This is a genomic window from Nocardioides agri (assembly GCF_013778305.1).
In the GTDB taxonomy this organism is placed as follows: Bacteria; Actinomycetota; Actinomycetes; order Propionibacteriales; family Nocardioidaceae; genus Nocardioides; species Nocardioides agri.
The window spans coordinates 400,871-425,581 of record NZ_JACEIC010000002.1 but is presented as its reverse complement, the minus strand read 5'-3'; the positions used below and the strand labels follow the sequence as shown (position 1 = coordinate 425,581).

Sequence of the window (24,711 nt, the reverse complement as noted above, 5' to 3'; positions counted from 1 at the left end):
TCACCCTCCCGGGGTGAGGTCGAGGGCGCGCACCGTGACGAGCTCGGGGCGTACCTGATGAGGTTGCGGAATGGTCGTGCCGGGTAGTCCGGCGGCGGCAGCGCCGTAGGCGACGGCGAGCGCGAGTCGGTGGGCGGGGTCGTGCTGGCGCAGGTCCCCCAGGAGGTAGCCGAAGAGGCTGGAGTCGCCGGCGCCGACCGTGCTGACCACGGTGGTGGCCGGGGGTACGGCGTGCCAGGCGCCGTCGGCGTTGACGAGGACGGCGCCGTGCGGACCGAGCGTGGCGAGCACGCTCTCGACCCCGCGGTCGACGAGGACCGCGGCGGCTCGGGCGGCAGCGACCGGGTCCGCCTCGAGGGCGTCGCCGCTCAGGCCGCCGGCCAGGTCACCGGTCAGGGACGCGAGCTCCTCGCCGTTCGGCTTCATCAGGTGCGGTGCGGCCACGTCGAGGCCGTCGACGAGCGCCCGGAGGGGGCCGTCGCTGGTGTCGACGGCGATCCGGGCACCGGTGGTCCGCAGCACGGCCACGAGCTCGGCGTACCACCCGACGGGCGCGCCCGGCGGCAGCGAGCCCGCGAGCACCACCCAGCGGGCGCTGCCGGCCCGGACGCGCAGCGACTCGGTCAGCGCCGCGAGCACGTCGGGGCTGACCGTCGGGCCGGGGCTGTTGAGCTTGGTGGTGGTGCCGTCGGGCTCGCTGATCGTCAGGTTGATCCGCACCGCGCCGGTCGTCGGCACCGGGCGGCAGTCGATGCCGGCGGTCAGCAGCTCGTGCACGAACGGGTCGTCGGGGTCGGCGGGGAGCACCGCGACCGACGGGATGCCGGCGGAGACCGCGGCGCGGGAGATGTTGACGCCCTTGCCGCCGGCCTGGGAGGTCACCGACTCGACGCGGATCACCGCGCCTCGCTCGAGCACGCCGCCGAGCGCGGCCGTGCGGTCGTGGCTCGGGTTGGGGGTCAGGGTGAGGATCATGCGACCACGACCTCGACGCCGGCGCGCTCCAGGGCGCGACGGTCGGCGTCGGCGATGCCGGCGTCCGTGACCAGCACGTCGACCTCGCCGAGCTCGGCGAACCGGATGGGCGCCTCGGTGCCGACCTTGCTCGAGTCGGCGAGGCACACGACGCGACGGGCGGCGCTGACCATCGCGCGCTTGGTCGCGGCCTCGTCGCGGTCCGGGGTCGACAGCCCGTGGCCGATGCTCAGGCCGTTGGTGCCGAGGAAGGCGACGTCGGCGCGGATCCGGTCGAGCGCGACCACGGTGTCCGCGCCGACCGCCGCCTGCGTGGCCGGCCGGACACGTCCGGGGAGCAGGTGCAGGTCGACGTTGGGGCTGCCGGCCAGCCTGGCGGCGACCGGGACCGCGTGCGTGACGACGGTGACCCGGAGGTCGCGCGGGAGCTGCCGGGCCAGCCGCCCGGTCGTGGAGCCGGCGTCGAGCAGCACGGTCCCGTCCGCGGCCGGGAGGAGGTCGAGCGCCGCGTCGGCGATCCGGTCCTTCGCCTCGGTGTTCGACCGGTCGCGCTCGCCGAGCCCGGCCTCGATCACGGCGAGCGCGGACGCGGGCACGGCGCCCCCGTGCACCCGGCGGACCAGGCCGATCCGCTCGAGCGCGGAGAGGTCGCGGCGCACGGTCTCGGTCGTGACGTCGAACTGCTCGGCGATCTGGTTCACCGACACGCGGCCGCGATCGACGACGAGCTGCGCCATGGCCTGCTGACGCTCCTCGGCGTACATGCTCATCGACCCTCCTGTGACTCGGTTGGTGAATCTGTGTATGTGTTGTTTTACGCCCGAATGTGTTGACTGTCAAGGCCTCAGGCTGTTCACTTGTGTCCATGGTCACCAGCTCAGTCCCGCTCCTCCGGGGCACGCCCGTCGTCCCCGGCGTGGCGTTCGCCCCCGCCCTCGTGGTGCGCGCCGAGGTCTCGCCCGAGGCGCTCGCACGCTTCGACAGCGCTGCCTACGCCGACCCCGACGCTGCGCTCGTGGCGTACGACGAGGCCGCCCAGGCGGTGTCCGACGGCTTCCTCCGCAAGGCCGCCGCCGTGACCGGCGACGCCACGAAGGTGCTGACCGCGAGTGCGGGGCTGGCCCGCGACAAGGGGCTGCGTGGCGCGGTCCGCAAGCACCTGCGTGCGGGTGAGGGCCTGCTCGAGTCGGTGCAGGCGGGTGTCGACCAGTTCGTCACCGTCTTCACCGGCATGGGCGGGCTCATGGCCGAGCGGGTCACCGACCTGCGCGACATCGGGCTGCGGATCACCGCCCACCTGGTGGGCGAGCCCGAGCCCGGCGTCGGGGTGCCGGAGGCGCCGAGCGTGCTGGTCGCCGAGGACCTCGCGCCTGCCGACACCGCCGGCCTCGACCCGGCGCTCGTGGCCGCGCTCGTGACCGAGCGGGGCGGCCCGACCAGCCACACCGCGATCATCGCCCGCCAGCTCGGCATCCCGTGCGTGGTCGGCGTGACCGGCGCGATGACGGTCCTCCCCGGCACCGCGCTCCTCGTCGACGGCACCGCCGGCACCGTCGAGACGGCCCCCGACGAGCAGGTCGCCCGGGAGCGGGTCGCCGCGGACGCCGCCGCTCGTGCCGCCCTGGCCTCGTGGAGCGGGCCGGGTCGGACCGCCGACGGCCGCCCGGTCAAGGTCCTCGCCAACGTCGCCGACGGCGCGTCGTCGCGTTCGGCGGCGGACGCTCCCGTGCAGGGCGTCGGCCTGTTCCGCACGGAGCTGTGCTTCCTCAACCGCCAGGACGAGCCGAGCGTCGACGAGCAGGCGAGCATCTACGCCGAGGTGCTGGCGCCCTTCGGCGGCGACCGGTACGTCGTCGTACGCACCCTCGACGCGGGCTCGGACAAGCCGGTCGCGTTCGCGACGCACGAGGGCGAGGAGAACCCCGCGCTCGGCGTCCGCGGCCTGCGACTGTCCTTCGACAACCCCGGGCTGCTCGACCGCCAGCTCGACGCGGTGCAGCGGGCGGCGGCGTCGACCGGCACCGAGGCGTGGGTGATGGCGCCGATGGTCGCGACGGTCGCCGAGGCGGCGGAGTTCGCGGACAAGGTGCGCTCCCGTGGGCTGCGGCCCGGCGTGATGGTGGAGGTGCCGAGCGCGGCCCTGCTCGCGCACCGGATGCTCGAGGTCGTCGACTTCCTCTCGATCGGCACCAACGACCTCACCCAGTACACGATGGCGGCGGACCGGATGGCGACCGACCTCGCGCACCTCACCGACGCCTGGCAGCCCGCCGTGCTGCAGCTGATCGCGATCACCGCCGAGGCGGGGCGCCGCGCCGGCAAGCCGGTCGGCGTGTGCGGCGAGGCCGCCGCCGACCCGCTGCTGGCCTGCGTGCTGGTCGGCATGGGCATCACGTCGCTGTCGATGGCCGCGGCCGCCGTACGCCCCGTCGGCGCGCAGCTCGCGCGGGCGTCGTCGCACGACTGCGAGGAGGCCGCCGAGGCCGCGCTCGCCGCGTCCGACCCGCTCGCCGCGCGCGACGCGGTGCGGGCGCTGCTCGGCTGATCAGACCCGCAGCCAGGCCAGCACTGCCCGCACCCGCCGGTGGTCGTCGTCGTCGAGCGGCAGGTCGAGCTTCACGAAGATGCTGTTGATGTGCTTGGCGACGGCCTTCTCGGTGACGTGCAGGTGGGCCGCGACCGCAGCGTTGGAGCGGCCCTCCGCCATCAGCCCGAGCACCTCGCGCTCGCGCGCCGTGAGCCGGTCGAGCGGCTCGTCGCGCCGGCGGGACATCACGGTCGCGACGACCTCGGGGTCGAGGACCGTGCCACCCGCTGCGACCCGGCGTACGCCGTCGACGAACTCGGCGACGTCGGAGACCCGGTCCTTGAGCAGGTAGCCGACCGACCCGACGCCGCTGGCCAGCAGCTCGCGGGCATAGAGCTGCTCGACGTACTGGCTGAGCACCATCACCGGGAACCCCGGTCGGGCCTCGCGGACCGCGATCGCGGCCCGGAGGCCCTCGTCGGTCTGCGTCGGTGGGAGGCGTACGTCGAGCACGGCGGCGTCGGCCTCGGGGTCGAGCAGCGCGTGGTCGAGTGCGGGGGCGTTGTCGACCGCGTGCAGGATCGTGAAGCCGTTGCCCTCGAGCAGCTGGATCAGTCCGGCGCGGAGGAGGGCGTGGTCCTCGGCGAGGACGAGCTTGAGCTCTCCAGGCTGCACGGAACCTCCAGGGTCACCAGGGTCGGGCCGCCGGCCGGGCTCGACACGGACATCGTGCCGTCGAACGCCGCCAGCCGGCGCATGACCCCCAGCATGCCGGTCCCCGCGTCGGCGTCGGCGCCGCCGCGCCCGTCGTCACCGACGACCGCCCGCAGCCGGCCGTCCTCGTGGGTGAGCGTGATCCAGGCGTGCTGCGCCTCGGCGTGCTTGCCGATGTTGGCCAGGCACTCGGCGATGCCGAAGTAGGCCGCCGACTCGACCGGGGCGGGCGGGCGTCCCGGGAGGCGCACGTCGACGTCCACGGGCACGGCCATGTCCAGCGCGATCGCCTGGACCGCGCCGCCGAGACCGCGGTCGGCCAGCACCGGTGGGTGGATGCCGCGCACCACCGAGCGCAGGTCGCCGATCGCCGCCGCGGTCGTCGCCCGCGCGTCCTGCACGAGCCTGCGCGCACCCTCGGGGTCCTCGTCGAATGCGGCGTCGGCCATGCCGAGGTTCATCGACAGCGCGACCAGGCGGGCCTGGGCGCCGTCGTGCAGGTCGCGCTCGAGCCGGCGCAGCTCCGCGGCCGAGTGGTCCACGACGTCGGCGCGGCTCTCGGTCAGGTCGTGCACCCGCTGCTCGAGCCGCTCGGTGCGGCTGTAGGCGAGGAAGTACCGGTCGAACATCGCCCGCGCCCGCATCAGCGGCGGCGTCGCGAACCACCAGATGAAGCCCGTGACGATGCCGAGCAGCAGCACGATCACGGTCAGCGACACCACGATGCCGACCACCGGCGCGACGATCAGCCACGCGAGGTCGCGCCAGGTCATCGGGTCGGCCACCACGACGTGCGCCTTCTGGAAGAACCCGCCCGGGGGCAGCGGTCGGTAGGGGACCGGGATCGGCTCGCCCAGCGTCCGGGCCGCCATCTCGCGGTGCAGGTTCGCGATCCAGCGGGTCGCGACCAGGCAGCCCGCCAGGATGCCCAGCCCGACCCAGACGATCACCAGCACGCCACCGACCACCCAGAGCACCAGCAGCACGATGAGCACGATGGCGAGGACGAACTGGGCGACGGCGTACCCGGTCAGGCGAAGGCGATCCACGACCCCATCCTCTCGGGCCGACCCGACCCGCGCAGTGGTGCTGGCACCACCCCGGTCGGGGTCCCAGGGCCCGTGATCTTCCGCGCGTACGACGCAAGGCTCGAAGCACCAGATCCCTTCGAGGCCCCAGGAGACGGAACCATGGGCAACCCGCTGACAGCAGTACCGATGAGAGCCGCCAGATGGAGCGCTCTGCACCCCTGGAGCGCGATCCTGGCGTGGGTCGCGTTCGTGGCGTTCGCCGTCGGGCTCGCGATCGCGATCCCGACGCAGGAGACCACGGACGCCGACTACCGGGTCGGGGAGTCCGGCCGCGCCGACGCGCTGGTCGCCGAGGCCGGGTTCGACCCCACCGACACCGAGAACATCCTGATCACCGCTCGCGCGGGCGCGCTCGGCGACGACGGTGCCGCCGCCGCGCAGGCGATCGTCGACGCGGCGCGTACGGCGGACGGCGTGGTCGAGGTCAGCGACCCCCAGCCGAGCGCGGACGGCTCCGCCCTGCTCGTCTCGGCCGAGGTCGACGGCGAGGACCCGGCCCCGCTCGTGGCCGCGACCCAGGACGTCGCGGCGGCGTACCCCGGCCTCGACATCCGCGAGTCGGGCGACCTCACCCTGGACGAGGCGATCAGCGACCAGGTGGGGGAGGACCTCTCCTCGGCCGAGGTGATCAGCCTTCCGGTGACGCTGGTGCTGATGCTGCTCGCCTTCGGTGCGCTCATCGCCGCCGGGATCCCGGTGCTGCTCGCGGCGACGAGCGTGGCCGCGACGATCGGCCTGATGGCGCCGCTGTCGCACCTGGTGCCGGCGGACGAGTCGGTGTCGAGCATGATCGTCCTGATCGGCATGGCCGTCGGCGTCGACTACTCGCTCTTCTACCTCAAGCGCGAGCGCGAGGAGCGCGCCAAGGGGCGCACCACCCTGGAGGCGGTCGAGATCGCCGCGCAGACGTCGGGCCACTCGATCCTGGTCTCCGGCGGCGCCGTCATCGCCTCGATGGCCGGCCTGTTCCTCGTCGGCGACGCCACGTTCAACTCGCTCGCGGTCGCCTCGATCCTCGTCGTCGCGGTCGCGGTGCTCGGCTCGATCACCGTGCTTCCCGCGCTGCTGGTCAAGCTCGGGCGCTGGTCCGACCGGCCGCGGGTGCCGCTGCTGTGGCGGCTCAACCGCCGGATCGGTCGCGGCGGGATCAGCAGCCGCCTGCTCGGGCCGGTCATCCGGCACCCGCTGGCCGCCCTGCTCGCCGCGTCGGTGGTCATCATCGGCCTCGCGATCCCGGCGCTCACGATGAAGACGCACTCAGCGACCCTCGACACGCTGCCGCAGACGATCCCGGAGGTCCAGACGATCAAGGCGATCAGCGCCGACTTCCCCGCCGACGCCGGCGCGTCCGCCCGGGTCGTGGTGCGCGCCGACGCGGGCGACCGGCAGCAGGTCGGGGCCGCCCTCGAGGACCTCGCCGACCGGGCTGCAGCGACCGGCGACTTCGTGGCCGCGTCTGGCGGCGTCGAGGTCTCCGACGACGGGCGGACCTCGGTCCTCACCCTGGGGATGCCCTACGACGAGACCGACGACCGGGTGCCTGCCGCCGTCGAGGAGATGCGCGCCGACCTGGTGCCCGCCAGCCTGGGCGACCTGCCGGACGGCACGGAGCACGTGGTCGGTGGCGGCGCCGCCGAGGACGTCGACTTCTCCCACAAGCAGCAGGGCCGGCTCGCGATGGTCATCGGGTTCGTGCTGCTGCTCACCATGCTGATCATGGTGCTCACGTTCCGCAGCGTCCCGCTGGCGATCGTGTCGACGGTGCTGAACCTGGCCTCGGTGGGCGCGGCCTTCGGGATGATCGTGCTGGTCTTCCAGCAGGGCTGGTTCTCCGGCACCTTGGACTTCACCAGCCCCGGGTTCGTCATCAACTGGATCCCGCTGTTCGTGCTCGTGGTGCTCGTCGGGCTCTCGATGGACTACCACGTGTTCGTGCTCAGCAGGATCCGCGAGCACGTCGAGAGCGGCCTGCCGACCCGGCTGGCGGTGCGGCAGGGAGTCGCCGACACCGCGGGCGTGGTCACCAGCGCCGCAGCGGTGATGGTGTCGGTCTTCGCGATCTTCGCAACGCTCTCGATGATGGAGATGAAGATGATGGGCGTCGGGCTGTCGGCGGCGATCCTCATCGACGCGACGCTGATCCGCCTGGTGATGCTGCCGGCGATCCTGGTGCTGCTCGGCGACCGGGTCTGGTGGCCCTGGCGGCCGCCGCGGCCCACGGGCCAGCGGGTGGTCGAGCCGGAGCAGGGATACGCGGCGGTGTCGGCCTGAACCAGGGTCCTCACGTGAAAAGACACACCTACCCGGCGCCTGGGGGACAGGTTAGGGCGCCGGGTAGGTGCGTCTACAAACGACCGCGGATCAGGACGCGGTCGTCCCCCCAGCCTCACAAGTGGCCAGGCGCTCGGTGGCCTTGGCGAGGCGCTGCTGCTGCGCCTTCTTCGCCTTGGCGACGTGCTCCTTCTTCACCTTCGCCGCCTTGAGAGCGGCGATCGCCTCGGCCCGGTCAGAGCGGCTGTCAGCGTGCTTCACCTCCGCGCGGGCCTCGGCCACGCGCTCCTGCTGCTTGGCGAAGACCGCGGTGACGCGGTCGAGCGCGTCCTGCGCCTTCGCGACCTGAGTGGTCTCCTTCGCGCACGGCTCCTTCTCCGGAGCAGCGGCAGACGCCACGGCGGGCGCGCCGGCCACGGTCAGGGCGGCCGTCGAGAGAATCGCGGCGGTCGTCATGCGGATGCGGTGCATTCGAGTCTCAACTCCTTGATCGCGGGGGCGGCTGGTCCGCCCCTGTCCTCAGTCGTTCATGTCGCGAGCCGGACGGGGTGTTACACCGCTTCCGACTGGATTCCCGGTGCAGGGGGCTCGGTTGGCCGACCTTGCCCCCTGCCCGGGTTGTCGCCCGGGCCGTGACCCTGGCCCGGGTTGTCCTCGGAGACGCCCAGTGCGGGCGTGCTCGGTGTCGGCGCGAGGGAGGGCGTCAGCGCCTGCCCTGGCGGTGTGCGGGTGTGACCAGGAGGCGTGTGCGCCTGCCCCGGCGGGGTCTTCGACTGGCCCGGCGGGGTCGCGGTCTGCCCCGGCGGGGTCTTCGACTGGCTCGGCGGGGTCGCGGTCTGGCCGTGCGGCGTCCTGGTCTGACCCGGCGGGGTGGCCGTCTGGCCGTGCGGGGTCCTGGTCTGACCCGGCGGGGTGGCGGTCTGGCCGTGTGGGGTCCTGGTCTGACCCGGCGGGGTGGCGGTCTGATCACCCTCGTCCGGGGTCGGCAGCTGCGACGGCGCCAGCGGCTGCGGCGCGCGCGTCGAGCCGGGGGCGGCAGGCGACGGCAGGTTCGACGGCTGGCGCGTGGGTTGCTGCGTGGGTTGCTGCGTGGGTGGGGTCGGCGTGGGTGCCGGTGTCCGGTCCGGCACCCACGCCGGTACGGGGAGCCAGGCCGGCGGATGCACGACGCCCGCGGCGTACGAGACGCCGACTCCACCCACCACGCTGACGGCGGCGAGCACGATCGCAGGCATGAGCACCCGCCGACGCGCCGGCCGCGAGGCCGGCTCCGGCGCCGTGCGTGCCGTCGCCGCGAGCCGGGCGACGAGATCGTCGTCGCTCAGGCGTTCGTCGACGGAGGCACGCAGCGCGTGCCGGACGTCGGCGCGGGTAGGACGGGTTCGCACATCGAAGACATGTCGCGCGCCACCGGATGTGTTACATCGGGTTTCATGTGAGACGTTCTCGGCATCCGGGAGGGGGGTGTGCGATGCCGCGAGGCGACCAGGACGGTCCGCTCGTGGCTGCGGCGCGCGCCGGTGACGAGGACGCCTGGGGCGAGCTCTACGCCCGCCACGCCCGGCGGCTCCAGGTCTGGCTGGCGTCGCTCCCGTCCGGCGATCCCTCGGCCAGCCCGGAGGACGTCGCCTCGGAGGCATGGCTGACCGCCGCGCAGAAGATCGGGGAGTTCTCCGGCTCCGACGACGACTTCGCCGGCTGGCTCTTCACGATCGCGCGCTTCACGCTCAACAACCGCCGGCGCACGGCCCAGCGACGGCGTACCGACGCGCGTGAGCCGGATCCGGCCGACCCGTCCTGGGGCGTCGTCGGCTCGCCCGAGGGCGACGTCGTCGGCCAGGCGGAGACGCGGCGGCTGCTGTCGCGCCTCAGCCCGCGGGAGGCCGAGGTGATCGCCTGCCTGGAGGTGGTCGGCCTCGACGTCGCCGCGACCGCGCGGGTCCTCGACATGTCCCCGACCGCGGTGCGGGTGGCGCGGCACCGGGCACTCAACCGCCTCCGGGCTGAGCTGGGGGACACGCGGCTGGGTTCTTAACAGGAGTAATTCAGTCCTGTTAGTGTCCCAATATGGAGGTCACGACCCGGGCCACGTCCCGCCGCACGCTGCTCCGCTCCGCCGCCGTCATCGGCGGGGCGCTCGCCACCCACGCGCTCGCGCCGCTCGGCCGCGCCCTCGCCGGCGCGCCGGCGATCCTCAAGCCGCTGCCCGCCGACCAGTTCGTCGACTTCGGCACCAACGCCGAGATGCGCTGGGAGTCGGTGGACCCGCGGCGGTACCTCACGCCGCAGAGCCGGCTCTTCGTCCGCAACCACACCGCGACGCCCACGATCGACGCCACGACGTACTCGCTCGCCCTGTACGGCGACGGGCTGCGTCACCCGCGCGCTGCGGACGCCCCGCTCCGCCTGTCGCTGCGGGACCTCAAGCGGCTGCCCCGCACGACGATCGTCACCACCCACGAGTGCACCGGCAACGGCCGCAGCTTCTTCGCGACCCAGCAGGGCACGCCGGCGAGCGGCACCGCGTGGCGGCTCGGCGCGGTCGGCGCGGTCGCGTGGGAGGGGGTCCGGCTGCGCGACGTGCTGCGCCACGTCGGCCTCGACCCCGCCGCGATGTCGGTCCAGGCCACCGGCCTCGACGCCGACTACGTGACCGGCGGGGTCGACTACGGCGCGATCCGTCGGCCGTTCCCGATCGGCAAGGCGCTCGACGACGCGCTGCTCGCCTGGGGCGCCAACGGCGAGCCGCTGCTGCCCGACCACGGCTACCCGCTCCGGTTGGTGCTGCCCGGCTGGGTCGGCGTCGCGAGCATCAAGTGGCTCGGCTCGCTCGAGGTCTCCACCACCGAGCTCACCTCCCCGTGGAACACGAAGTGGTACACGATCGACGGCGTCCCGCTCGCCGAGAACCCCGTGCGCTCCGCGTGGGAGCTGCCGTGGGGCGCCCAGCTCGAGCGGCGCAGGCGGATCGAGCTGACCGGCCGGTCCTGGAGCGGCGCCGGCCCGATCGAGCGGGTCGAGGTCAGTGTCGACGGCGGCGACACGTGGGCGCCCGCCCGGGTCAGGCGGGGCCGCGACCGGGGCTGGAGCCAGTGGTCGTGGACCTGGTCGCGGCCCGAGGCCGGCTCCTACGAGCTGCTCGCCCGCGCGACCGACCGGTCGGGACGGACCCAGCCCGCGCTCACCCCGTTCAACCCCAACGGCTACTTCTTCGACGCGGTCGTGAAGCACCCCGTCACCGTCGTCTGAGGGTTTCGAGCCCGCGCGTGGTGGAGAACCTCCGTCTGGACGCCCAACAGGGGCGGGATGAGAGGGAATGAGCAATGGGCTACGGACTTGGTGTCTTCCTGCTGGCGATCGGCCTGATCCTGGCATTCGCGGTCACCGACTCGCTCAACGGCGTCGACCTGACGATGGTCGGCTACATCCTGGCCGCGGCCGGGATCCTGGTGATCGTGCTCACCGCGGCGACGACGGCGCGCGGCCGCCGGTCGGCGGCGGTGACCACCCACGCGGACGGCTCGCGGACCGTCACCGAGCGCCGCGACGACGTACCGCCCGCCGTCTGAGGCTCACTGAGGTACGGCGCGGATCAGCGTCCCTGCACGACGCGGGGCTGCGCCTCGGGGCGCAGCCACCGCAGCAGCCACCGCATCTCCTGCGGGTCGCCCACCTGGGTGCAGCCCGCCGTCGGCGCCCAGCGGTGGCCGGGCTTCGAGGTGTGGTAGAAGATCCCGCTGCCCCTCCCGGGCACCGGACGCGGGCCCACCCCGGGGCGCAGGCGCACGTGGTTGAAGTCCAGCACCCAGCCCGACCGCATCGACGGCCGGTCGCCCGAGGTGGCCCCGCGCACCTCGATCCACGTGTTGTAGCTCGGTCCGGCCGCGGCCGAGACGTTCGACGTCGGCAGCCGGCGCCGCCAGGGCATCCGGCCGGGGTTGTCGCGCGTGGTCGAGAAGGTCACCTTGATCTCGTAGACGCCGACGGGGGAGCGGCGGTCGCCCTCGCGCCGCTTGCCCCAGCCGCGCGACCCGATCGACGAGCGGGCCTCGCGCACCAGGGTCCAGGTGCCGTCGGCGTCCTTGCGCCACGCCTGGGTGACGGTGCACCAGACCCGGCGGCAGTAGTCGCGGCTCGACACCGTCCGCACGACCTGCGTCGTGTCGTCCGGGACCAGTCGCGCCCATGCGGGCGCCTCCGCCGGCGGCTCCGCGGTGGCTGCCCCCGCGGGCACGGGCGATAGGCTGACCAGCAGCGCGACGACGAGGGCGGCTCCGAGGCGGCGTACCACGCTCGCATCATCACATGCGGATTCGGCCGCACCACCCCGCTCGCGCTAGAGTTCTCAGGTTGCCCCACGGGCAGCACGCCGTCCAACGGCCGCGGAAAAAGAGTGCCCCGGTGAACAGGCCCGGGCGCGCCGCGCAACGACTGAGCCCGCGAGGGCCGGAAGGGAGCCCGCATGTCGATCGGTACCGACGCGGAGACCAAGAAGAAGATCATCGCCGAGTACGCCACGACCGAGGGCGACACCGGCTCGCCAGAGGTGCAGATCGCGCTGCTCAGCCACCGCATCAGCCACCTCACGGAGCACCTCAAGCAGCACAAGCACGACCACCACAGCCGTCGTGGCCTGCTGCTGCTCGTCGGCCAGCGCCGTCGTCTGCTCAACTACCTGCAGAAGACGGAGATCGAGCGCTACCGCTCGATCGTCGAGCGTCTCGGCCTGCGTCGCTGATCTCCACGTCATAGGGGCGGAGCGGCTGCCCCGCGTGGGCAGCCGCTCCGACTCACATCTGGACCCTTCGCGCCGCTAGGCTCGGGGTCAGCCACAACTGCATATCCACACACCAGGAGCGACCGCATCGTTTCGTCCCGGTCCTCGGTAGTGGCTCCCGCTGGTGACAGCGTGGGCCTCGATCGAAGACCGGCCTTCACGCCCTCCACGTGGGCTGTGAGCGGGACGCCGCGGATCGCTTCGTGAACAGAACAGGGAACGACCCTTGACTGAATCCACCGAGCCCGTGATCTCTGCCGTCGAGACGGTGCTGGACAACGGCAAGTTCGGCCAGCGCACCGTGAAGTTCGAGACGGGCCTGCTGGCCCGCCAGGCGGCCGGTGCCGTCACGGCGTACCTCGACGACGACACGATGCTGCTGTCGGCCACCACGGCCGGCAAGCACCCCAAGGACCACTTCGACTTCTTCCCCCTCACGATCGACGTCGAGGAGCGGATGTACGCCGCCGGCAAGATCCCCGGCTCCTTCTTCCGGTCCGAGGGCCGGCCGGGCGAGGACGCGATCCTCGCCTGCCGCCTGATCGACCGCCCGCTGCGCCCGACCTTCAAGAAGGGTCTGCGCAACGAGGTCCAGGTCGTCATCACCGTGATGGCGCTCAACCCGGACCACCCCTACGACGTGCTCGCGATCAACGCCGCGTCGCTGTCCACCCAGCTGTCCGGCCTGCCGTTCTCCGGCCCGGTCGGTGGCGTCCGCGTCGCCCTCATCGAGGGCCAGTGGGTCGCCTTCCCGACCCACAGCCAGATCGAGGACGCCGTCTTCGACATGGTGGTGGCCGGCCGGGTCACCGAGACCGGTGACGTCGCGATCATGATGGTCGAGGCCGAGGCCACCGAGACGTCCTGGGCCAAGGTCCAGAGCGGCGTGCAGGCCCCGACCGAGGAGGTCGTCGCCGGCGGTCTCGACGCGGCCAAGCCGTTCATCAAGCAGCTGTGCGAGGCGCAGGTCGAGCTGGCCAACGTCGCCGCGAAGCCGCTGCAGGAGTTCCCGGTCTTCCTCGACTACGAGGACGACGTCTTCGCCGCCGTCGAGTCCGCCGTCAAGGCCGACCTCGCCGCCGCGATGAAGATCGCCGACAAGACCGAGCGCAACGACCGCACCGACGAGCTCAAGGACCAGGTCCTGGCGCAGTTCGCGGAGCAGTTCGAGGGCCGCGAGAAGGAGATCGGCGCGGCGTTCCGCTCCGTCAACAAGGCGGTCGTGCGCGAGAGCATCCTGCGCGACAAGGTCCGCATCGACGGTCGTGGCCTCGCCGACATCCGGCCGCTGCACGCCGAGGTCGGCGTGATCCCGCGCGTCCACGGCTCGGCGCTGTTCGAGCGCGGCGAGACCCAGATCCTGGGCGTCACCACGCTGGACATGCTCAAGATGGAGCAGCAGCTCGACACGCTCTCCCCGGAGAAGCACCGCCGCTACATGCACAAGTACGTCTTCCCGCCGTTCTCGACCGGCGAGACCGGTCGCGTCGGCTCCCCGAAGCGTCGCGAGGTCGGCCACGGTGCGCTCGCGCGCCGTGCGCTGCTGCCGGTGCTGCCGGACCGCGAGGAGTTCCCCTACGCGATCCGCCAGCTGTCCGAGGCGATGGGCTCCAACGGCTCGACCTCGATGGGCTCGGTCTGCGCGTCCACGCTGGCGATGCTGCAGGCGGGCGTGCCGCTGAAGGCGTCCGTCGCGGGCATCGCGATGGGCCTGGTCTCCGGCGAGATCGACGGTGAGACGCAGTACGTCGCGCTCACCGACATCCTCGGTGCCGAGGACGCGTTCGGCGACATGGACTTCAAGGTCGCCGGCACCCGGGAGTTCGTCACCGCGCTCCAGCTCGACACCAAGCTCGACGGCATCCCGGCCGAGGTCCTCGCCGCGGCGCTGACCCAGGCCAAGGACGCCCGGATGACGATCCTCGACGTGATGGCCGAGGCCATCGACGAGCCCGAGGAGATGTCGGTCCACGCCCCGCGGATCATCACGATCAAGATCCCCGTGGACAAGATCGGCGAGGTCATCGGCCCGAAGGGCAAGGTCATCAACCAGATCCAGGACGACACCGGTGCGTCGATCTCGATCGAGGACGACGGCACGATCTACATCGGTGCGACCAACGGCGAGGCGGCCGACGCCGCCCGGTCCGCGATCAACGCGATCGCGAACCCGACCATGCCGGAGGTCGGCGAGCGCTACCTCGGCACGGTCGTGAAGACGACGAACTTCGGTGCGTTCGTCTCGCTGATGCCGGGCAAGGACGGGCTGCTGCACATCAGCAAGCTCCGTGCGCTGGCCGGCGGCAAGCGGGTCGAGGCCGTCGAGGACGTGCTCTCGGTCGGCCAGAAGGTCCAGGTCGAGATCGGCGAGATCGACGACCGCGGCAAGCTGTCGCTCGTCCCGGTGGTCGAGGACTCCCAGGACGGCGCCGCTGAGGCCAGCGACGCCGAGGCGTCCGAGGAGGACTGACCCTCCTTGGCAGCACGAGGCACCACGGCGACCGGCCAGCAGTCCGCTGCTGGCCGGTCGGCCGTTTCCCCGAAGAAGAGCGGCAGCACCCGCACGCTGCACACCGTGACCGATGCCGGTGGCCAGGTGACGTCGCGCGTGCGTCGTACGACGCTGCCGAGCGGGCTGCGCATCATCAGCGAGCAGCAGGCGGGCGTGCGGTCCGCCGCGATCGGCGTGTGGGTCGGCGTCGGCTCGCGCGACGAGTCGCCCTCGCTGCACGGCTGCTCGCACTTCCTCGAGCACCTGCTCTTCAAGGGCACGCCCGAGCGCTCCGCGCTCGACATCTCGGTGGCGCTCGACGCCGTGGGCGGGGAGTTCAACGCCTTCACGGCCAAGGAGTACACCTGCTTCCACGCGCGGGTCCTCGACGAGGACCTGGCGCTGGCTGTCGACGTGCTCGGCGACATGATCACGAGCTCCACGCTCGAGCCGGCTGACGTCGAGGCCGAGCGAGACGTGATCCTCGACGAGATCGCGATGCACGACGACGACCCTGATGACGTCGTGCACAACCTGTTCGCCGAGCAGGCGTGGGGCGACACCCCGCTGGGCCGCCCGATCGCCGGCACCGTCGGCTCGATCCAGGCGCTCACGCGCACGCAGATCCGGCGCTTCTACCAGCGGCACTACCGGCCCGCCAACGTCGTCGTGGCCGCGGCCGGCAACGTCGACCACGCGACGCTGGTGCGCCAGGTGCGCGCCGCCTTCGGCCGCAACGGCTGGCTCGACGTCGAGGAGGCGCCCGTCGCGCCGCGGCGCGGCAGCCGCAAGCGGGTCGTGCCCGGGGTGATCGAGGCGACTCGCCCCTTCGAGCAGGTCAACCTCGTGCTCGGCATGGAGGGGCTGCGCCGCGACGACGACCGCCGCTTCGCCCTCGGCGTGCTCAACACCGCGCTCGGTGGCGGCACGTCCTCGCGCCTCTTCCAGGAGGTGCGCGAGCACCGCGGCCTGGCGTACTCGGTCTTCTCGTTCTCCTCCCACCACGCCGACACCGGCCTGGTCGGGGTCTCCGTGGGCTGCCTGCCCAACCGCCTCGACGAGGTGCTCGCGGTCGTGCGCGAGGAGCTCGCGAAGGTCGCGCAGGACGGCATCACTCCCGAGGAGCTCGCTCGCGGCAAGGGCCAGCTCCGCGGCGGGCTGGTGCTCGGCCTCGAGGACACCGCCTCTCGGATGTCGCGCATCGGCAAGGCCGAGCTCATCCACGACGAGCTGCTCAGCATCGAGGAGGTGATCGCGCGCATCGACGGCGTCACGCTCGACGAGGTGCGCGCCGTCGCCGCCGACATCCTCTCGCGGCCCGAGGTGCTGGCGGTCGTCGGTCCCGCCTGACCGGCCCGGTCGCTCCGGGACGCCCCGGGGGGCGTTTCATCAAGGGATGACGGTGGAGCCGCGCCTCCCTCGCCGAGCTCGCCCAGGGATCCGCGGTCTCATCAAGGGGTGAGGGCCGCCCCGCTCGGGGGTGCGCCGCCTCGTGACTGCGCCCCGTCGCGAGTGGTCGCCGGATGTTTCTCCAGGCGGCTGGGTACCTCGCCGGGAACGACGTCGACCTCGGGAGGGCCGCCACTTGTCCGATGACCTGGAGTTGTTGCAGCAGCGCGTGAGCAGCCAGCAGGAGAAGCTCGATCAGGCGGCCGGGGCGCTGGATCTCGCGCAGACGCGCTTCGACGCGTCGTCGGCGGCCTACAAGAGCGCGGACCGTGAGCGCCGGCGGGTCAAGGCCGCCCTGAAGCTCGCGCAGAAGCGTGCCGACCGGCTGGCGAAGGAGGCCAAGCGCACCGCGAAGCTGGCCCGCGAGGCTGAGACGGACCGCGACGACGCGGAGAACGAGCTCGCCGAGCACCTCGCCGTGCGCGACAAGCGCCAGGCGAAGCTGGCGAAGTCCCTGGCATCGCTGGAGGCGGCCAAGACGGCGGCGGCCGCCAGCGAGCCGGTGGCTCCGGCGAAGAAGGCGACCTCGGCCAGAACGACCTCCGCCCGGAAGCAGCCCGCCAGGAAGGCGTCGCCCGCGAAGAAGTCGCCCACGAAGCGCGCGGCTGCGACCAATCGGGCGACGCCGGCCAGGAAGGCGGCGAGGAAGGCGACGAGGAAGGCATAGGCGCCGCCGGTGCCTCAGCCGACGCCCCAGGCCGGCCGGTAGTCGAAGCCGGGGTACGTCGAGACCTGCTGGCGGTGGTGTCCGCCGTACCTCATCGTCCAGATCTCGGCGTTGGGCTCCGCGAAGCTCGAACGGTCGGTGAAGACCAGGCTGCGCCCGTCGGGCGACCATTGCGGATTGGCGTTCCGGCGGCCGGTCGACCCGTTGTCCGTGATCCAGACGATGGCGCGGGCGCAGTCCCGGGGGCCGCGGCAGTCGGCAGGCACGGTCGCCAGGTCCACGAACGAGTCCTCGGCCGTGCCCCGGGCGTAGCTCTCGAAGACGACCAGGTCCGCGGTCGGGCCGTGCGCGGCGGTGGAGAGGTCGTAGATCTCGGCGCGGAGCTCCCACGGCGTGAGCCGGTGCAGGCCACGACCGTCCAGCCGGAACAGCGCGCTCGTGTCGTCGCTGATCTTGACCCGGCGGAGCACGAGGAAGCTGCCGTCAGCGGAGAGCCGGGCGCCCTCGTCCTCGAAGACGCCTTCGCTGCCCGCCGGGGAGAGCCGGCGCAGGTGCGTCCCGTCAGTGCGAGTCGTCCAGAGCACGACGCTGGCGGGCCGTTCGGTGAAGGGGCCGCTGATCGCCGAGTACGCGAGCCGGTCCGCCGATAGCCAGGTGGGCAGCGCCAGGGCCACGCAGGGGTCGACGCACGGAGCGTCCAGCGGGTGGTCGTCGGAGCCGTCCGGCCGGACCAGCCGGACCTCCGTCGACTCCGGGTGGTTGCGTTCGTAGGCGATCCACTCTCCGTCGGGAGAGACCTGTGCGTTGAGGTCGACGACGTCGGGGCTCGGTGCCGTCAGCGGTCGCGCGTCCCCGCCGTCGGGCCGGGCGATCATCAGGTGCTCCGAGCCGGGCGCCGCGCGGCTCGTCCAGACGACGACGCCGTCGTGCCCACCGTTGCCATGGTCACGCTGGCCGGCCGTCGCTGCCGGTGACAGGCTCACGAGGGCGGCGAACGCCGCCGTGGAGAAGATCAGCGTCCGGACGGTTCGCATCGCTCATGCACCCCTCTCGTCGGGCTGGTTCGAGCAGCGTGGCAGGGCCGGCGCCGCTGCCTCGATCCCGGAGATCCGGGATTGACGCGCGTCCTACCGTGGACAGGTGGGCGGGAGCGTCGCCGCGGCGCGGTCGAAGCTGCTCGGCCTCGGCCAGGAGCGGTCGGCGGCCGGGTGGTTCGGCGACGCCGCCCTCGAGGCGGTGGCCGACGTGGTCGGCCACGACGGCTACTGCCTCTTCGCCGTCGACCCGGTCTCCGGGATCCGCACGACCATGTTCTCCCGGCACGGTCTCACCTGCAGCTCGCTCAGGCTCCTGCGCAACGAGGTCGCGGACGACGACGTCAACCCGTACGCCCGTCTTGTCAGCACCCGCCAGGTCGCGGGCGTCCTCGCGGAGGATCGGTCGGGAGACCACAGCCGCCGCCTGCACGAGCTGATGCACCCGGACGGCTACCGCTCGGAGCTGAGGGTCGTGCTGGTCGACCGGGACGGCTACTGGGGCGGGCTGTCGCTCTTCCGCGACGAGCGCCACCACCCGTTCACCGAGGACGACGCGGACGAGCTCCGTCAGCTGTCGGAGCCGTTGGCCTCCGCGCTGCGGCACCACCACGTCGCGGTACGGCGGAGCTCGGCGGAGGCAGGCGCGGCCGGCGTCGTGGTGGCGAGCAGGGACGGCCGGGCCCGCGTGAGCGACGAGGCCCGCGCGTGGCTCGAGCAGCTCGCCGACCCCGGCGAGGACGGTGCCGTCGCCGACGACCTGATGCGGATCGTGTGGGAGCTCGCGGACGCGACGCTCCGCCGCGTCCCGCGCAGCGGGTCCGGCCCGGTCGCGCGGGCCCGGACGGCGTACGGCGGGTGGCTGGTGGCGTCGACCAGCCGGGTCGACCCCGACGAGGCGGCCGTCGTGCTCCGCCCGGGAGACGTCGGGACCGTCGCTCCGGCGTTCGCGCGGTGGGCCGGCTTCAGCCGCCGCGAGACGGCGGTCCTGCTGCTGCTCGCGGACGGCAGGACGTCGCGAGGGGTCGCGCGGGAGCTCGGGATCTCGCCGTACACCGTCGACGACCACCTGGCGTCTCTCTACCGGAAGGCCGGTGTCCGAGGCAGGGACGAGCTGCTCGCGCTGGTGCGCTGACGCGGCAGGTCGCGCGCGGACTAGCCGGCGTGGACGTGTGGGCGGCGCCGCCGGTCGGGCTCGGCACGGCGCAGCACCTCGCGGGTGACCGGGGCCACCTCGCCGACGCCGAACAGCAGGAACCGCAGCAGGTTGGAGATCGGGCTGCCCTCGGTCCACTCGAAGTAGATGTGCGGCCGCGCACCGGTCCGGTCGCGGATGTCCAACAGCAGGGCGGCCAGTGCGTTCGGCACGGTCGGCGACTCCAGCGTGAGCACGCGGAACATGCCGTGCAGTACCTCGCCGCGCACCTCGATCACCGACTCGAAGTCCGACGGGTCGGTGAGGGTGACCTCGACGAAGATGACGTCCTGGGCGTTCGGCAGGTCGTTGTCGTCGAGGATCTGCTCGGCCTTGCGGCGGTACTCGTCCGGGTCGCGGGCATCGGGTTCGTTGGCGACGATCCGGATGGAGCGCCGAGCGCAGTCACGGATGAAGAGCTCCGCGGTGGGGTCCAGCCGCACGTGGGTGGTGCGCAGCTCGAAGGCTCGGAGCAGCCGGGACGCGATGGAGACCGCCAGGATCGCGGCGATGAACATGGCCCCGATCTTGAGACCGTCGGGACGCTCGAGGACGTTGACGACGGTGGTGTAGACGAAGATCAGGGACACCGTCGCGAAGGCGACGGCGAGCGTGCGCTGCCCGGCCCTCCGTGCGGCCAGGGTGACCGCGACTGCCGCGGACGTGATCAGCACCAGGACGCCGGTGGCGTACGCGCCGCCCTGGGCGTTCACGTCGGCCTGGAACACCCAGGTGATCCCGAACGCGATGGCGGTCAGCACCAGGACCAGCGGGCGGACCGCCCCCGCCCACTCCGGCGCCATCCCGTAGCGGGGGAGGTAGCGCGGGATCAGGTTGAGCAGCCCGGCCATCGCCGAGGCCCCGGCGAACCAGAGGATCGCGATCGTGGAGACGTCGTACGCGGTGCCGAACGTGTCGCCGAGGTACTCGTGGGCCAGGTAGGCGAGGGCGCGTCCGGAGGCCTCGCCTCCGTCCTCGAACTCCTTCGGCGGGATCAGCAAGGTGGTCACCAGGCTGCTGGCGATCAGGTAGACGCTCATGATGACGGCGGCGCTGACGAGCAGCCGCTTGGTGTTGCGGATCCGGCCGGTGGGTCGCTCCTCGGTGTCGGTCGGGTCTCCCTCGACGTGCGTCATCACGGCGACACCGGTCTCGAAGCCGGAGAGGCCGAGCGCGAGCTTGGGGAAGACCAGCAGGGCCACCCCGACGACCGCCAGCGCGCTGCCGTGCTCGGCGCGGAGCAGGTTCATCCAGTCACCCACGACGTGGGGGTGCTCGAGCACGTGCGCCGCCGACACCGCGATGACCACGAAGTTGAGGAACAGGTAGGTCACGACCAGGACGACGGCCACGCCGATCGCCTCCGTGAAGCCGCGCAGGAACACGGCACCGAGGACGGCAATGAGGCCGAGGGTGAGCGCGACCTCGTGCCCGTGCAGGAATCCCGGCACGTGCGGGTTCTCCGTCACGTGTGCGCTCGCGTCGGCGGCGGAGAGGGTGATGGTGATCATGAAGTCCGTGGCGGCGAAGCCGAGGAGCACCAGGACGAACAGCTTGCCCCGCCAGAACGGCAGCAGCCGCTCCAGCATCGAGATCGAGCCCTGGCCGTGCGGGCTCTCCGCGGCGACCCGGCGGTAGACCGGCAGCGCTCCGAGGAGCGTCAGCAGCACGAGGACGACGGTGGCGACGGGCGCGACCGCGCCGGCTGCGAGCGCGGCGATGCCCGGCTGGTAGCCGAGGGTGGAGAAGTAGTCGACGCCCGTCAGGCACATCACCTTCCACCAGGGGTGCCGGCGTACGTCGTGCGGCTGGATGTCGGTGCGGGGCAGGGTGCTTGGCAGTGCGGTCACACCGTCAGCGAAGCACCGAGGGGAGCCGGTCCGGCCGGACCTAACAGAGCCCTAACAGGATGGCGCGTTAGGACTGTGTGAGGACGCTGCATCCCGGGCTCGGTCGGCGGTTCGATGGCCTCATGGAGACCCGCACGCCACGGATGGTGGATGAAGCCGGAGTCCGGTTCGGACTGACGGCCGGTGCTGAGATCGGATCCTTGGTGCTGACCGGCGCGGCCGGACTCGGAAGGACGGCCGCCGGCGCCGCGCTGGTGCTGACGACCGCCCTCGTCGGCCGCCGGCTGGGGCAGGCGGCGCTGACGGCGCTGGCGGTGATCGCCTGGGCGTTCTTCACCGGATTCGTCGAGAACCGCTACGGCGTGCTCACCTTCGCCGACGGCGACGTGGTCCGGCTCGGGCTCTTCGTGACGGCGACCCTGGTCACGGCGTGCCTGGTCCCGAGAGCAGCGGTGCGCGGTGCCCCGGCAGACTAGGCAGGTGCGCACTCTCCGCGGCATCCTGCTGGCCGTCGGCCTGCCGGTGCTGCTCACCATGGTCCTGGTCCCGCTCCGCGACCAGGTCAACCTGGTCAGCGACATGCTGCTGTTCCTCCTGGTCACCGTGGTCGTCGGCTATGTCGGCGGCATGGTGTCGACCGTCGTCGCCGCCGTCGTGTCCACCGCGCTGCTCAACTACTTCTTCACCCCGCCGTTGCACACGCTGGCGATCTCGGATGCCAACAACGCGATCGCCCTGGTGGTGTTCGTGACCGTGGCGGTGCTGGTGAGCTATGCGGTCGACCTGGCTGCGCGGCGTACGCGGCAAGCGGCGGAGGCGGAGGCCGAGGCGCGCGCGCTCGCGGCCGGGAACGAGATGCGTACCGCGCTGCTCGCGGCCGTCGGACACGACCTGCGCACGCCGCTCGCCGCCGCCAAGGCGTCGGTGTCGGGACTGCGCAGCGTCGACCAGGACCTCTCACCGGGCGACCGCGTGGAGCTGGTCGAGGTCGCCGACGAGTCGCTCGACCGTCTCGCCGAGCTGGTCGACAACCTGCTCGACATGAGTCGTCTGAACGCGGGGGCGCTGACGCTGCGGCTGAGCCCGACAGCGCTCGACGAGGTGGTCGCGCGAAGCCTCGACGACCTCGGCGACGGTGCCGCGCGGGTGGACGTCGTACTGGCCGAGGACCTGCCCTCGATCCACGCCGACGGCGGCCTCCTGGAGCGAGTGTTCGCGAACCTGCTGACGAACGCGGTGCGCTACTCACCGCCAGGTCGGCCGGTCCACGTGGTCGCTGTCGTCAAGGACGAGACGCTCGAGGTCCGCGTCGTCGACCACGGCCCCGGCATCCCGTCCGCGGACCGGGACCGGGTCTTCCTCCCGTTCCAGCGGCTGGGGGACACCGACAACACGACCGGGGTCGGACTCGGCCTGGCGCTGTCCCGCGGCCTGACCGAGGCGATGGGCGGAACCCTGGAGCCGGAGGAGACGCCGGGTGGCGGCCTGACCCTGGTGCTGACGCTCCGTATCGCGCGGGAGCCCGCCGCCGAGCCCGGGCACCGCGAGCGGTCGGGGTCCGCGCCATGACGACCGTCCTCGTCGTCGACGACGAGCCCCAGCTGCTGCGCGCACTCAGCATCAACCTCGAGGCGCGGCACTACCAGGTGCACACGGCGTCCTCCGGCAGCGACGCCCTCACGGTGGCGGCGGCGCATCCGCCGGACCTGGTGATCCTCGACCTCGGCCTCCCCGACATGGAGGGCACCGAGGTGGTCGCCGGGCTGCGCGGGTGGACCGACGTCCCGATCCTGGTGCTGACCGGGCGCACCGACTCCTCCGACAAGGTGGAGGCCCTCGACGCCGGCGCTGACGACTACGTGACCAAGCCGTTCGGGATGGACGAGCTGCTGGCGCGACTGCGCGCGATGCTCCGCCGCGCCGGCGCGAAGGACGAGCAGCCAGTGGTGTCCTTCGGGACGGTCTCGGTGGACCTGGCAGCCCGCCGGGTCACCCGCGCGGGCGCGGACGTGCGACTGACCCCGACGGAGTGGCACCTGCTCGAGGTGCTGGTCCGCAACCCGGGCCGGCTGCTCAGCCAGAAGCAGCTGCTGCTCGAGGTCTGGGGGCCGGGGTACGAGACCGCGCGCGGCAACCTGCGCCTCTACATGGCCCAGCTGCGCAAGAAGCTCGAGGACGACCCGGCGCGGCCGTCGTACCTGCTCAACGAGCCGGGGATGGGCTACCGGTTCCAGCCCTGACCCGTCCCGTGCGTCGCCTGTGACGTCGGGCAGTTGGCCTGGAGTGCGACGAGATGTCATACGGACGGTGGAAGCGGACACACCGTCCGTATGACGTCCCGCGGCTCGTATCCGCACCTCCGCATGAGCGGGTGCGCGGGCCGTGCCAGGGAGTGCGTCCCGTGTTGGCCTCAGCCCGCCTCGCAGGCAGTATCGACCATTCCTGCCTATCAATAGTCCGATCCGCCGCCATGGGTTCCGTCGGCTCACGAGGTTTCTGGGAGGCGAAGGGCGCCGCGTCACACGGCGAGCTCGGCCCACGCGCTGTCGGCGTCGGGCATGGCGGCGATCTCGGCGCGGACGCGCTCGGCCGCCGCACGGAACGCCGGATCGTGGCTCACCGCCGCAACGGCGGCCGCGATCGACTCGACCGCGTAGTCCTGCGGACCGACCAGCAGCCCCGCGCCCGCACGGACCAGGAGGGCGGCGTTCTCCGGCTGGTCGGTGCCGCGCGGCAGCGCGACCTGAGGCACGCCGTGCACGAGGCCGCCGAGCATCGTGCCCGACCCGCTGTGCGAGACCAGCAGGTCGGCCCGCTCCAGCAGAGCGGCCTGGGGAAGGAACTCAGCGACCAGGACGTTCGCGGGCACCGGGCCCAGCTCGTCGGGGTCGAGCCGACGTCCGGTGGTGGCGACCACCACGCCGTCGTACGCCTGCAGGGCCTCGAGCCCGGTTCTCAGGTCGGCGGTGTCGGCGTTCTTGACGGTGCCGAGCGTGAAGTAGGCGACGGGGCGGTCGGACGCGAGGACGTCGGCCACTCGGGATGGCAGCGGTCCGGGCTCGCCGGCGCTCGGTCGCACCGCGGTGGCTCCGGGCCACGGGCGTGGCCCGTCGGGCTGCAACGACGGCGGGCAGAGGTCCAGGGCCCGTTCGGTCGAGAGCTGCGCCCACAGCTCGGGCGCGCCGATCGCGGCTCCCGCGGCGTCGATGAGCTGGGCGTAGAACGGGAACATCGGTCCGATGCCGTGCACCACGGCGGGGATCCCGAGCCTCGCGGCGAGCATGGATCCGGCCACCTCGAGGACCTCGTGGACGACGACGTCTGGTCGCCACGACGAGGCCAGCACCACGAGGTCGTCGAGTCGGGCGAGAGCGGGTGCGCCGAACAGCGACACGACGCCGTCCGTCATCTTCTGCTCGTCGGTGACGCCGGGGGCCGCCCACACCGCCTCGTGCGCTGACCAGGCGGCGTCCCAGGTCGGCCCCACCGCGTGGACATCCAGCCCGCGGGCGGCCAGCGGACCGACCAGGTCCGGTCCTGTGGTGACCCGCACGTCGTGGCCGGCACGCTGCGCCGCCCGGATGAGGGGCAACAGCGGCAGCGCGTGCCCGTACGCAGGACACGAGGTGAAGAGCACCCGAGCCATGCCGATCAATGTGACACGTCGGGC

At 72.6% G+C, this 24,711-nt stretch carries 22 protein-coding genes; 13 read left to right on the top strand and 9 right to left on the bottom strand.

All coding sequences use genetic code 11. The annotated features are described in order from the left end of the window. Positions 1–975, bottom strand: coding sequence for a 1-phosphofructokinase family hexose kinase (locus tag HZF07_RS06530; RefSeq protein ID WP_157340320.1), 975 nt, complete (start codon positions 973–975; stop codon positions 1–3). After that, entirely contained in the window at positions 972–1,739 is a 768-nt protein-coding gene (locus HZF07_RS06525; protein ID WP_157344657.1) for a DeoR/GlpR family DNA-binding transcription regulator, read from the bottom strand. The genes HZF07_RS06530 and HZF07_RS06525 overlap by 4 nt, the downstream gene beginning before the upstream one ends. Before the next feature lie 101 nt (positions 1,740–1,840). Between HZF07_RS06525 and ptsP the strand changes: the two genes are divergently transcribed. Continuing rightward, a complete protein-coding gene (gene ptsP / locus HZF07_RS06520) occupies positions 1,841–3,520 on the top strand; it encodes a phosphoenolpyruvate--protein phosphotransferase (RefSeq protein ID WP_157340318.1) in 1,680 nt (559 codons plus the stop codon). On the opposite strand, the gene HZF07_RS06515 is transcribed toward ptsP, so the two are convergent. Continuing rightward, positions 3,521–4,177, bottom strand: a complete 657-nt coding sequence (locus tag HZF07_RS06515; RefSeq protein WP_181644870.1) for a LuxR C-terminal-related transcriptional regulator — start codon at positions 4,175–4,177, stop codon at positions 3,521–3,523. Then, positions 4,114–5,265, bottom strand: a complete 1,152-nt coding sequence (locus tag HZF07_RS06510; RefSeq protein WP_181644869.1) for a sensor histidine kinase — start codon at positions 5,263–5,265, stop codon at positions 4,114–4,116. The genes HZF07_RS06515 and HZF07_RS06510 overlap by 64 nt, the downstream gene beginning before the upstream one ends. 168 nt (positions 5,266–5,433) lie before the next feature. Between HZF07_RS06510 and HZF07_RS06505 the strand changes: the two genes are divergently transcribed. Further along, positions 5,434–7,578, top strand: coding sequence for an MMPL family transporter (locus tag HZF07_RS06505; protein WP_232523020.1), 2,145 nt, complete (start codon positions 5,434–5,436; stop codon positions 7,576–7,578). Between the two features lie 90 nt (positions 7,579–7,668). Here HZF07_RS06505 and HZF07_RS06500 read toward each other — a convergent pair whose 3' ends face one another. Next, positions 7,669–8,034, bottom strand: coding sequence for a hypothetical protein (locus HZF07_RS06500; protein WP_157340314.1), 366 nt, complete (start codon positions 8,032–8,034; stop codon positions 7,669–7,671). 1,015 nt (positions 8,035–9,049) lie between these two features. Between HZF07_RS06500 and HZF07_RS06495 the strand changes: the two genes are divergently transcribed. The 3 genes from HZF07_RS06495 to HZF07_RS06485 all read left to right on the top strand — a co-directional run bounded on the left by HZF07_RS06495 (position 9,050) and on the right by HZF07_RS06485 (position 11,147). Beyond that, positions 9,050–9,613, top strand: a complete 564-nt coding sequence (locus HZF07_RS06495; RefSeq protein WP_157340312.1) for an RNA polymerase sigma factor — start codon at positions 9,050–9,052, stop codon at positions 9,611–9,613. A gap of 32 nt (positions 9,614–9,645) precedes the next feature. Next, entirely contained in the window at positions 9,646–10,827 is a 1,182-nt protein-coding gene (locus tag HZF07_RS06490) for a sulfite oxidase (RefSeq protein ID WP_157340310.1), read from the top strand. Positions 10,828–10,901: 74 nt separating this feature from the next. Beyond that, positions 10,902–11,147, top strand: a complete 246-nt coding sequence (locus tag HZF07_RS06485) for a DUF6458 family protein (protein WP_157340308.1) — start codon at positions 10,902–10,904, stop codon at positions 11,145–11,147. Between the two features lie 23 nt (positions 11,148–11,170). Here HZF07_RS06485 and HZF07_RS06480 read toward each other — a convergent pair whose 3' ends face one another. Further along, positions 11,171–11,869 carry a L,D-transpeptidase family protein gene (locus HZF07_RS06480; RefSeq protein ID WP_309504596.1) on the bottom strand — a complete coding sequence of 233 codons (699 nt, stop codon included), beginning with the start codon at positions 11,867–11,869 and terminating at the stop codon, positions 11,171–11,173. A gap of 171 nt (positions 11,870–12,040) precedes the next feature. On the opposite strand from HZF07_RS06480, the gene rpsO reads away from it, so the two are divergent. The 4 genes from rpsO (at position 12,041) to HZF07_RS06460 (ending at position 16,962) form a co-directional block, all read left to right on the top strand. Beyond that, positions 12,041–12,316, top strand: a complete 276-nt coding sequence (gene rpsO / locus HZF07_RS06475; RefSeq protein ID WP_116572135.1) for a 30S ribosomal protein S15 — start codon at positions 12,041–12,043, stop codon at positions 12,314–12,316. A gap of 265 nt (positions 12,317–12,581) precedes the next feature. Beyond that, a complete protein-coding gene (locus tag HZF07_RS06470) occupies positions 12,582–14,825 on the top strand; it encodes a polyribonucleotide nucleotidyltransferase (RefSeq protein WP_157340306.1) in 2,244 nt (747 codons plus the stop codon). 6 nt (positions 14,826–14,831) lie between these two features. After that, positions 14,832–16,196 (top strand): M16 family metallopeptidase, encoded by a 1,365-nt coding sequence (locus tag HZF07_RS06465; protein ID WP_157340304.1) that lies wholly within the window; start codon positions 14,832–14,834, stop codon positions 16,194–16,196. A gap of 235 nt (positions 16,197–16,431) precedes the next feature. Beyond that, positions 16,432–16,962: a hypothetical protein gene (locus tag HZF07_RS06460; RefSeq protein ID WP_157340302.1), complete on the top strand. Its 531-nt coding sequence runs from the start codon at positions 16,432–16,434 to the stop codon at positions 16,960–16,962. Positions 16,963–16,976: 14 nt separating this feature from the next. Here the strand turns inward: HZF07_RS06460 and HZF07_RS06455 are convergent, their stop codons facing one another. Further along, a complete protein-coding gene (locus tag HZF07_RS06455; protein ID WP_157340300.1) occupies positions 16,977–17,996 on the bottom strand; it encodes a TolB family protein in 1,020 nt (339 codons plus the stop codon). A 106-nt stretch (positions 17,997–18,102) separates the two neighbouring features. On the opposite strand from HZF07_RS06455, the gene HZF07_RS24325 reads away from it, so the two are divergent. Then, positions 18,103–19,131, top strand: a complete 1,029-nt coding sequence (locus HZF07_RS24325) for a LuxR C-terminal-related transcriptional regulator (protein ID WP_157340298.1) — start codon at positions 18,103–18,105, stop codon at positions 19,129–19,131. 20 nt (positions 19,132–19,151) lie between these two features. On the opposite strand, the gene HZF07_RS06445 is transcribed toward HZF07_RS24325, so the two are convergent. Further along, complete coding sequence (locus HZF07_RS06445; protein WP_309504592.1) at positions 19,152–21,041, bottom strand: APC family permease; 1,890 nt, start codon at positions 21,039–21,041, stop codon at positions 19,152–19,154. Positions 21,042–21,163: 122 nt separating this feature from the next. Here HZF07_RS06445 and HZF07_RS06440 point away from each other — a divergent pair, with 122 nt between their 5' ends. Genes HZF07_RS06440 through HZF07_RS06430 form a run of 3 tightly spaced genes read left to right on the top strand, consistent with a single transcriptional unit; the run spans position 21,164 to position 23,281 of the window. Then, the gene (locus HZF07_RS06440; RefSeq protein WP_157340297.1) at positions 21,164–21,517 is read left to right on the top strand and encodes a hypothetical protein; all 354 of its coding nucleotides are present in this window, start codon (positions 21,164–21,166) and stop codon (positions 21,515–21,517) included. A gap of 4 nt (positions 21,518–21,521) precedes the next feature. Further along, positions 21,522–22,610 carry an ATP-binding protein gene (locus HZF07_RS06435; RefSeq protein WP_309504590.1) on the top strand — a complete coding sequence of 363 codons (1,089 nt, stop codon included), beginning with the start codon at positions 21,522–21,524 and terminating at the stop codon, positions 22,608–22,610. Then, a complete protein-coding gene (locus HZF07_RS06430) occupies positions 22,607–23,281 on the top strand; it encodes a response regulator (RefSeq protein WP_157340295.1) in 675 nt (224 codons plus the stop codon). Before HZF07_RS06435 ends, HZF07_RS06430 begins: the two co-directional genes overlap by 4 nt. 278 nt (positions 23,282–23,559) lie before the next feature. On the opposite strand, the gene HZF07_RS06425 is transcribed toward HZF07_RS06430, so the two are convergent. Continuing rightward, on the bottom strand, positions 23,560–24,687 hold the full coding sequence (locus tag HZF07_RS06425) for a glycosyltransferase (protein WP_157340293.1): 1,128 nt from the start codon (positions 24,685–24,687) through the stop codon (positions 23,560–23,562). Between the last annotated feature and the right edge of the window lie 24 nt (positions 24,688–24,711).

Bases quoted from the DNA above. Each gene is read 5' to 3' on its own strand.
- HZF07_RS06455 (WP_157340300.1), bottom strand. From the start codon at position 17,996: ATGCGAACCGTCCGGACGCTGATCTTCTCCACGGCGGCGTTCGCCGCC.
- HZF07_RS06425 (WP_157340293.1), bottom strand. From the start codon at position 24,687: ATGGCTCGGGTGCTCTTCACCTCGTGTCCTGCGTACGGGCACGCGCTG.
- HZF07_RS06430 (WP_157340295.1), top strand. From the start codon at position 22,607: ATGACGACCGTCCTCGTCGTCGACGACGAGCCCCAGCTGCTGCGCGCA.
- HZF07_RS06495 (WP_157340312.1), top strand. From the start codon at position 9,050: ATGCCGCGAGGCGACCAGGACGGTCCGCTCGTGGCTGCGGCGCGCGCC.
- HZF07_RS06440 (WP_157340297.1), top strand. From the start codon at position 21,164: ATGGAGACCCGCACGCCACGGATGGTGGATGAAGCCGGAGTCCGGTTC.
- HZF07_RS06490 (WP_157340310.1), top strand. From the start codon at position 9,646: ATGGAGGTCACGACCCGGGCCACGTCCCGCCGCACGCTGCTCCGCTCC.
- HZF07_RS06530 (WP_157340320.1), bottom strand. From the start codon at position 975: ATGATCCTCACCCTGACCCCCAACCCGAGCCACGACCGCACGGCCGCG.
- HZF07_RS06500 (WP_157340314.1), bottom strand. From the start codon at position 8,034: ATGACGACCGCCGCGATTCTCTCGACGGCCGCCCTGACCGTGGCCGGC.
- ptsP (WP_157340318.1), top strand. From the start codon at position 1,841: ATGGTCACCAGCTCAGTCCCGCTCCTCCGGGGCACGCCCGTCGTCCCC.
- HZF07_RS06505 (WP_232523020.1), top strand. From the start codon at position 5,434: ATGAGAGCCGCCAGATGGAGCGCTCTGCACCCCTGGAGCGCGATCCTG.
- HZF07_RS06485 (WP_157340308.1), top strand. From the start codon at position 10,902: ATGGGCTACGGACTTGGTGTCTTCCTGCTGGCGATCGGCCTGATCCTG.
- rpsO (WP_116572135.1), top strand. From the start codon at position 12,041: ATGTCGATCGGTACCGACGCGGAGACCAAGAAGAAGATCATCGCCGAG.
- HZF07_RS06525 (WP_157344657.1), bottom strand. From the start codon at position 1,739: ATGTACGCCGAGGAGCGTCAGCAGGCCATGGCGCAGCTCGTCGTCGAT.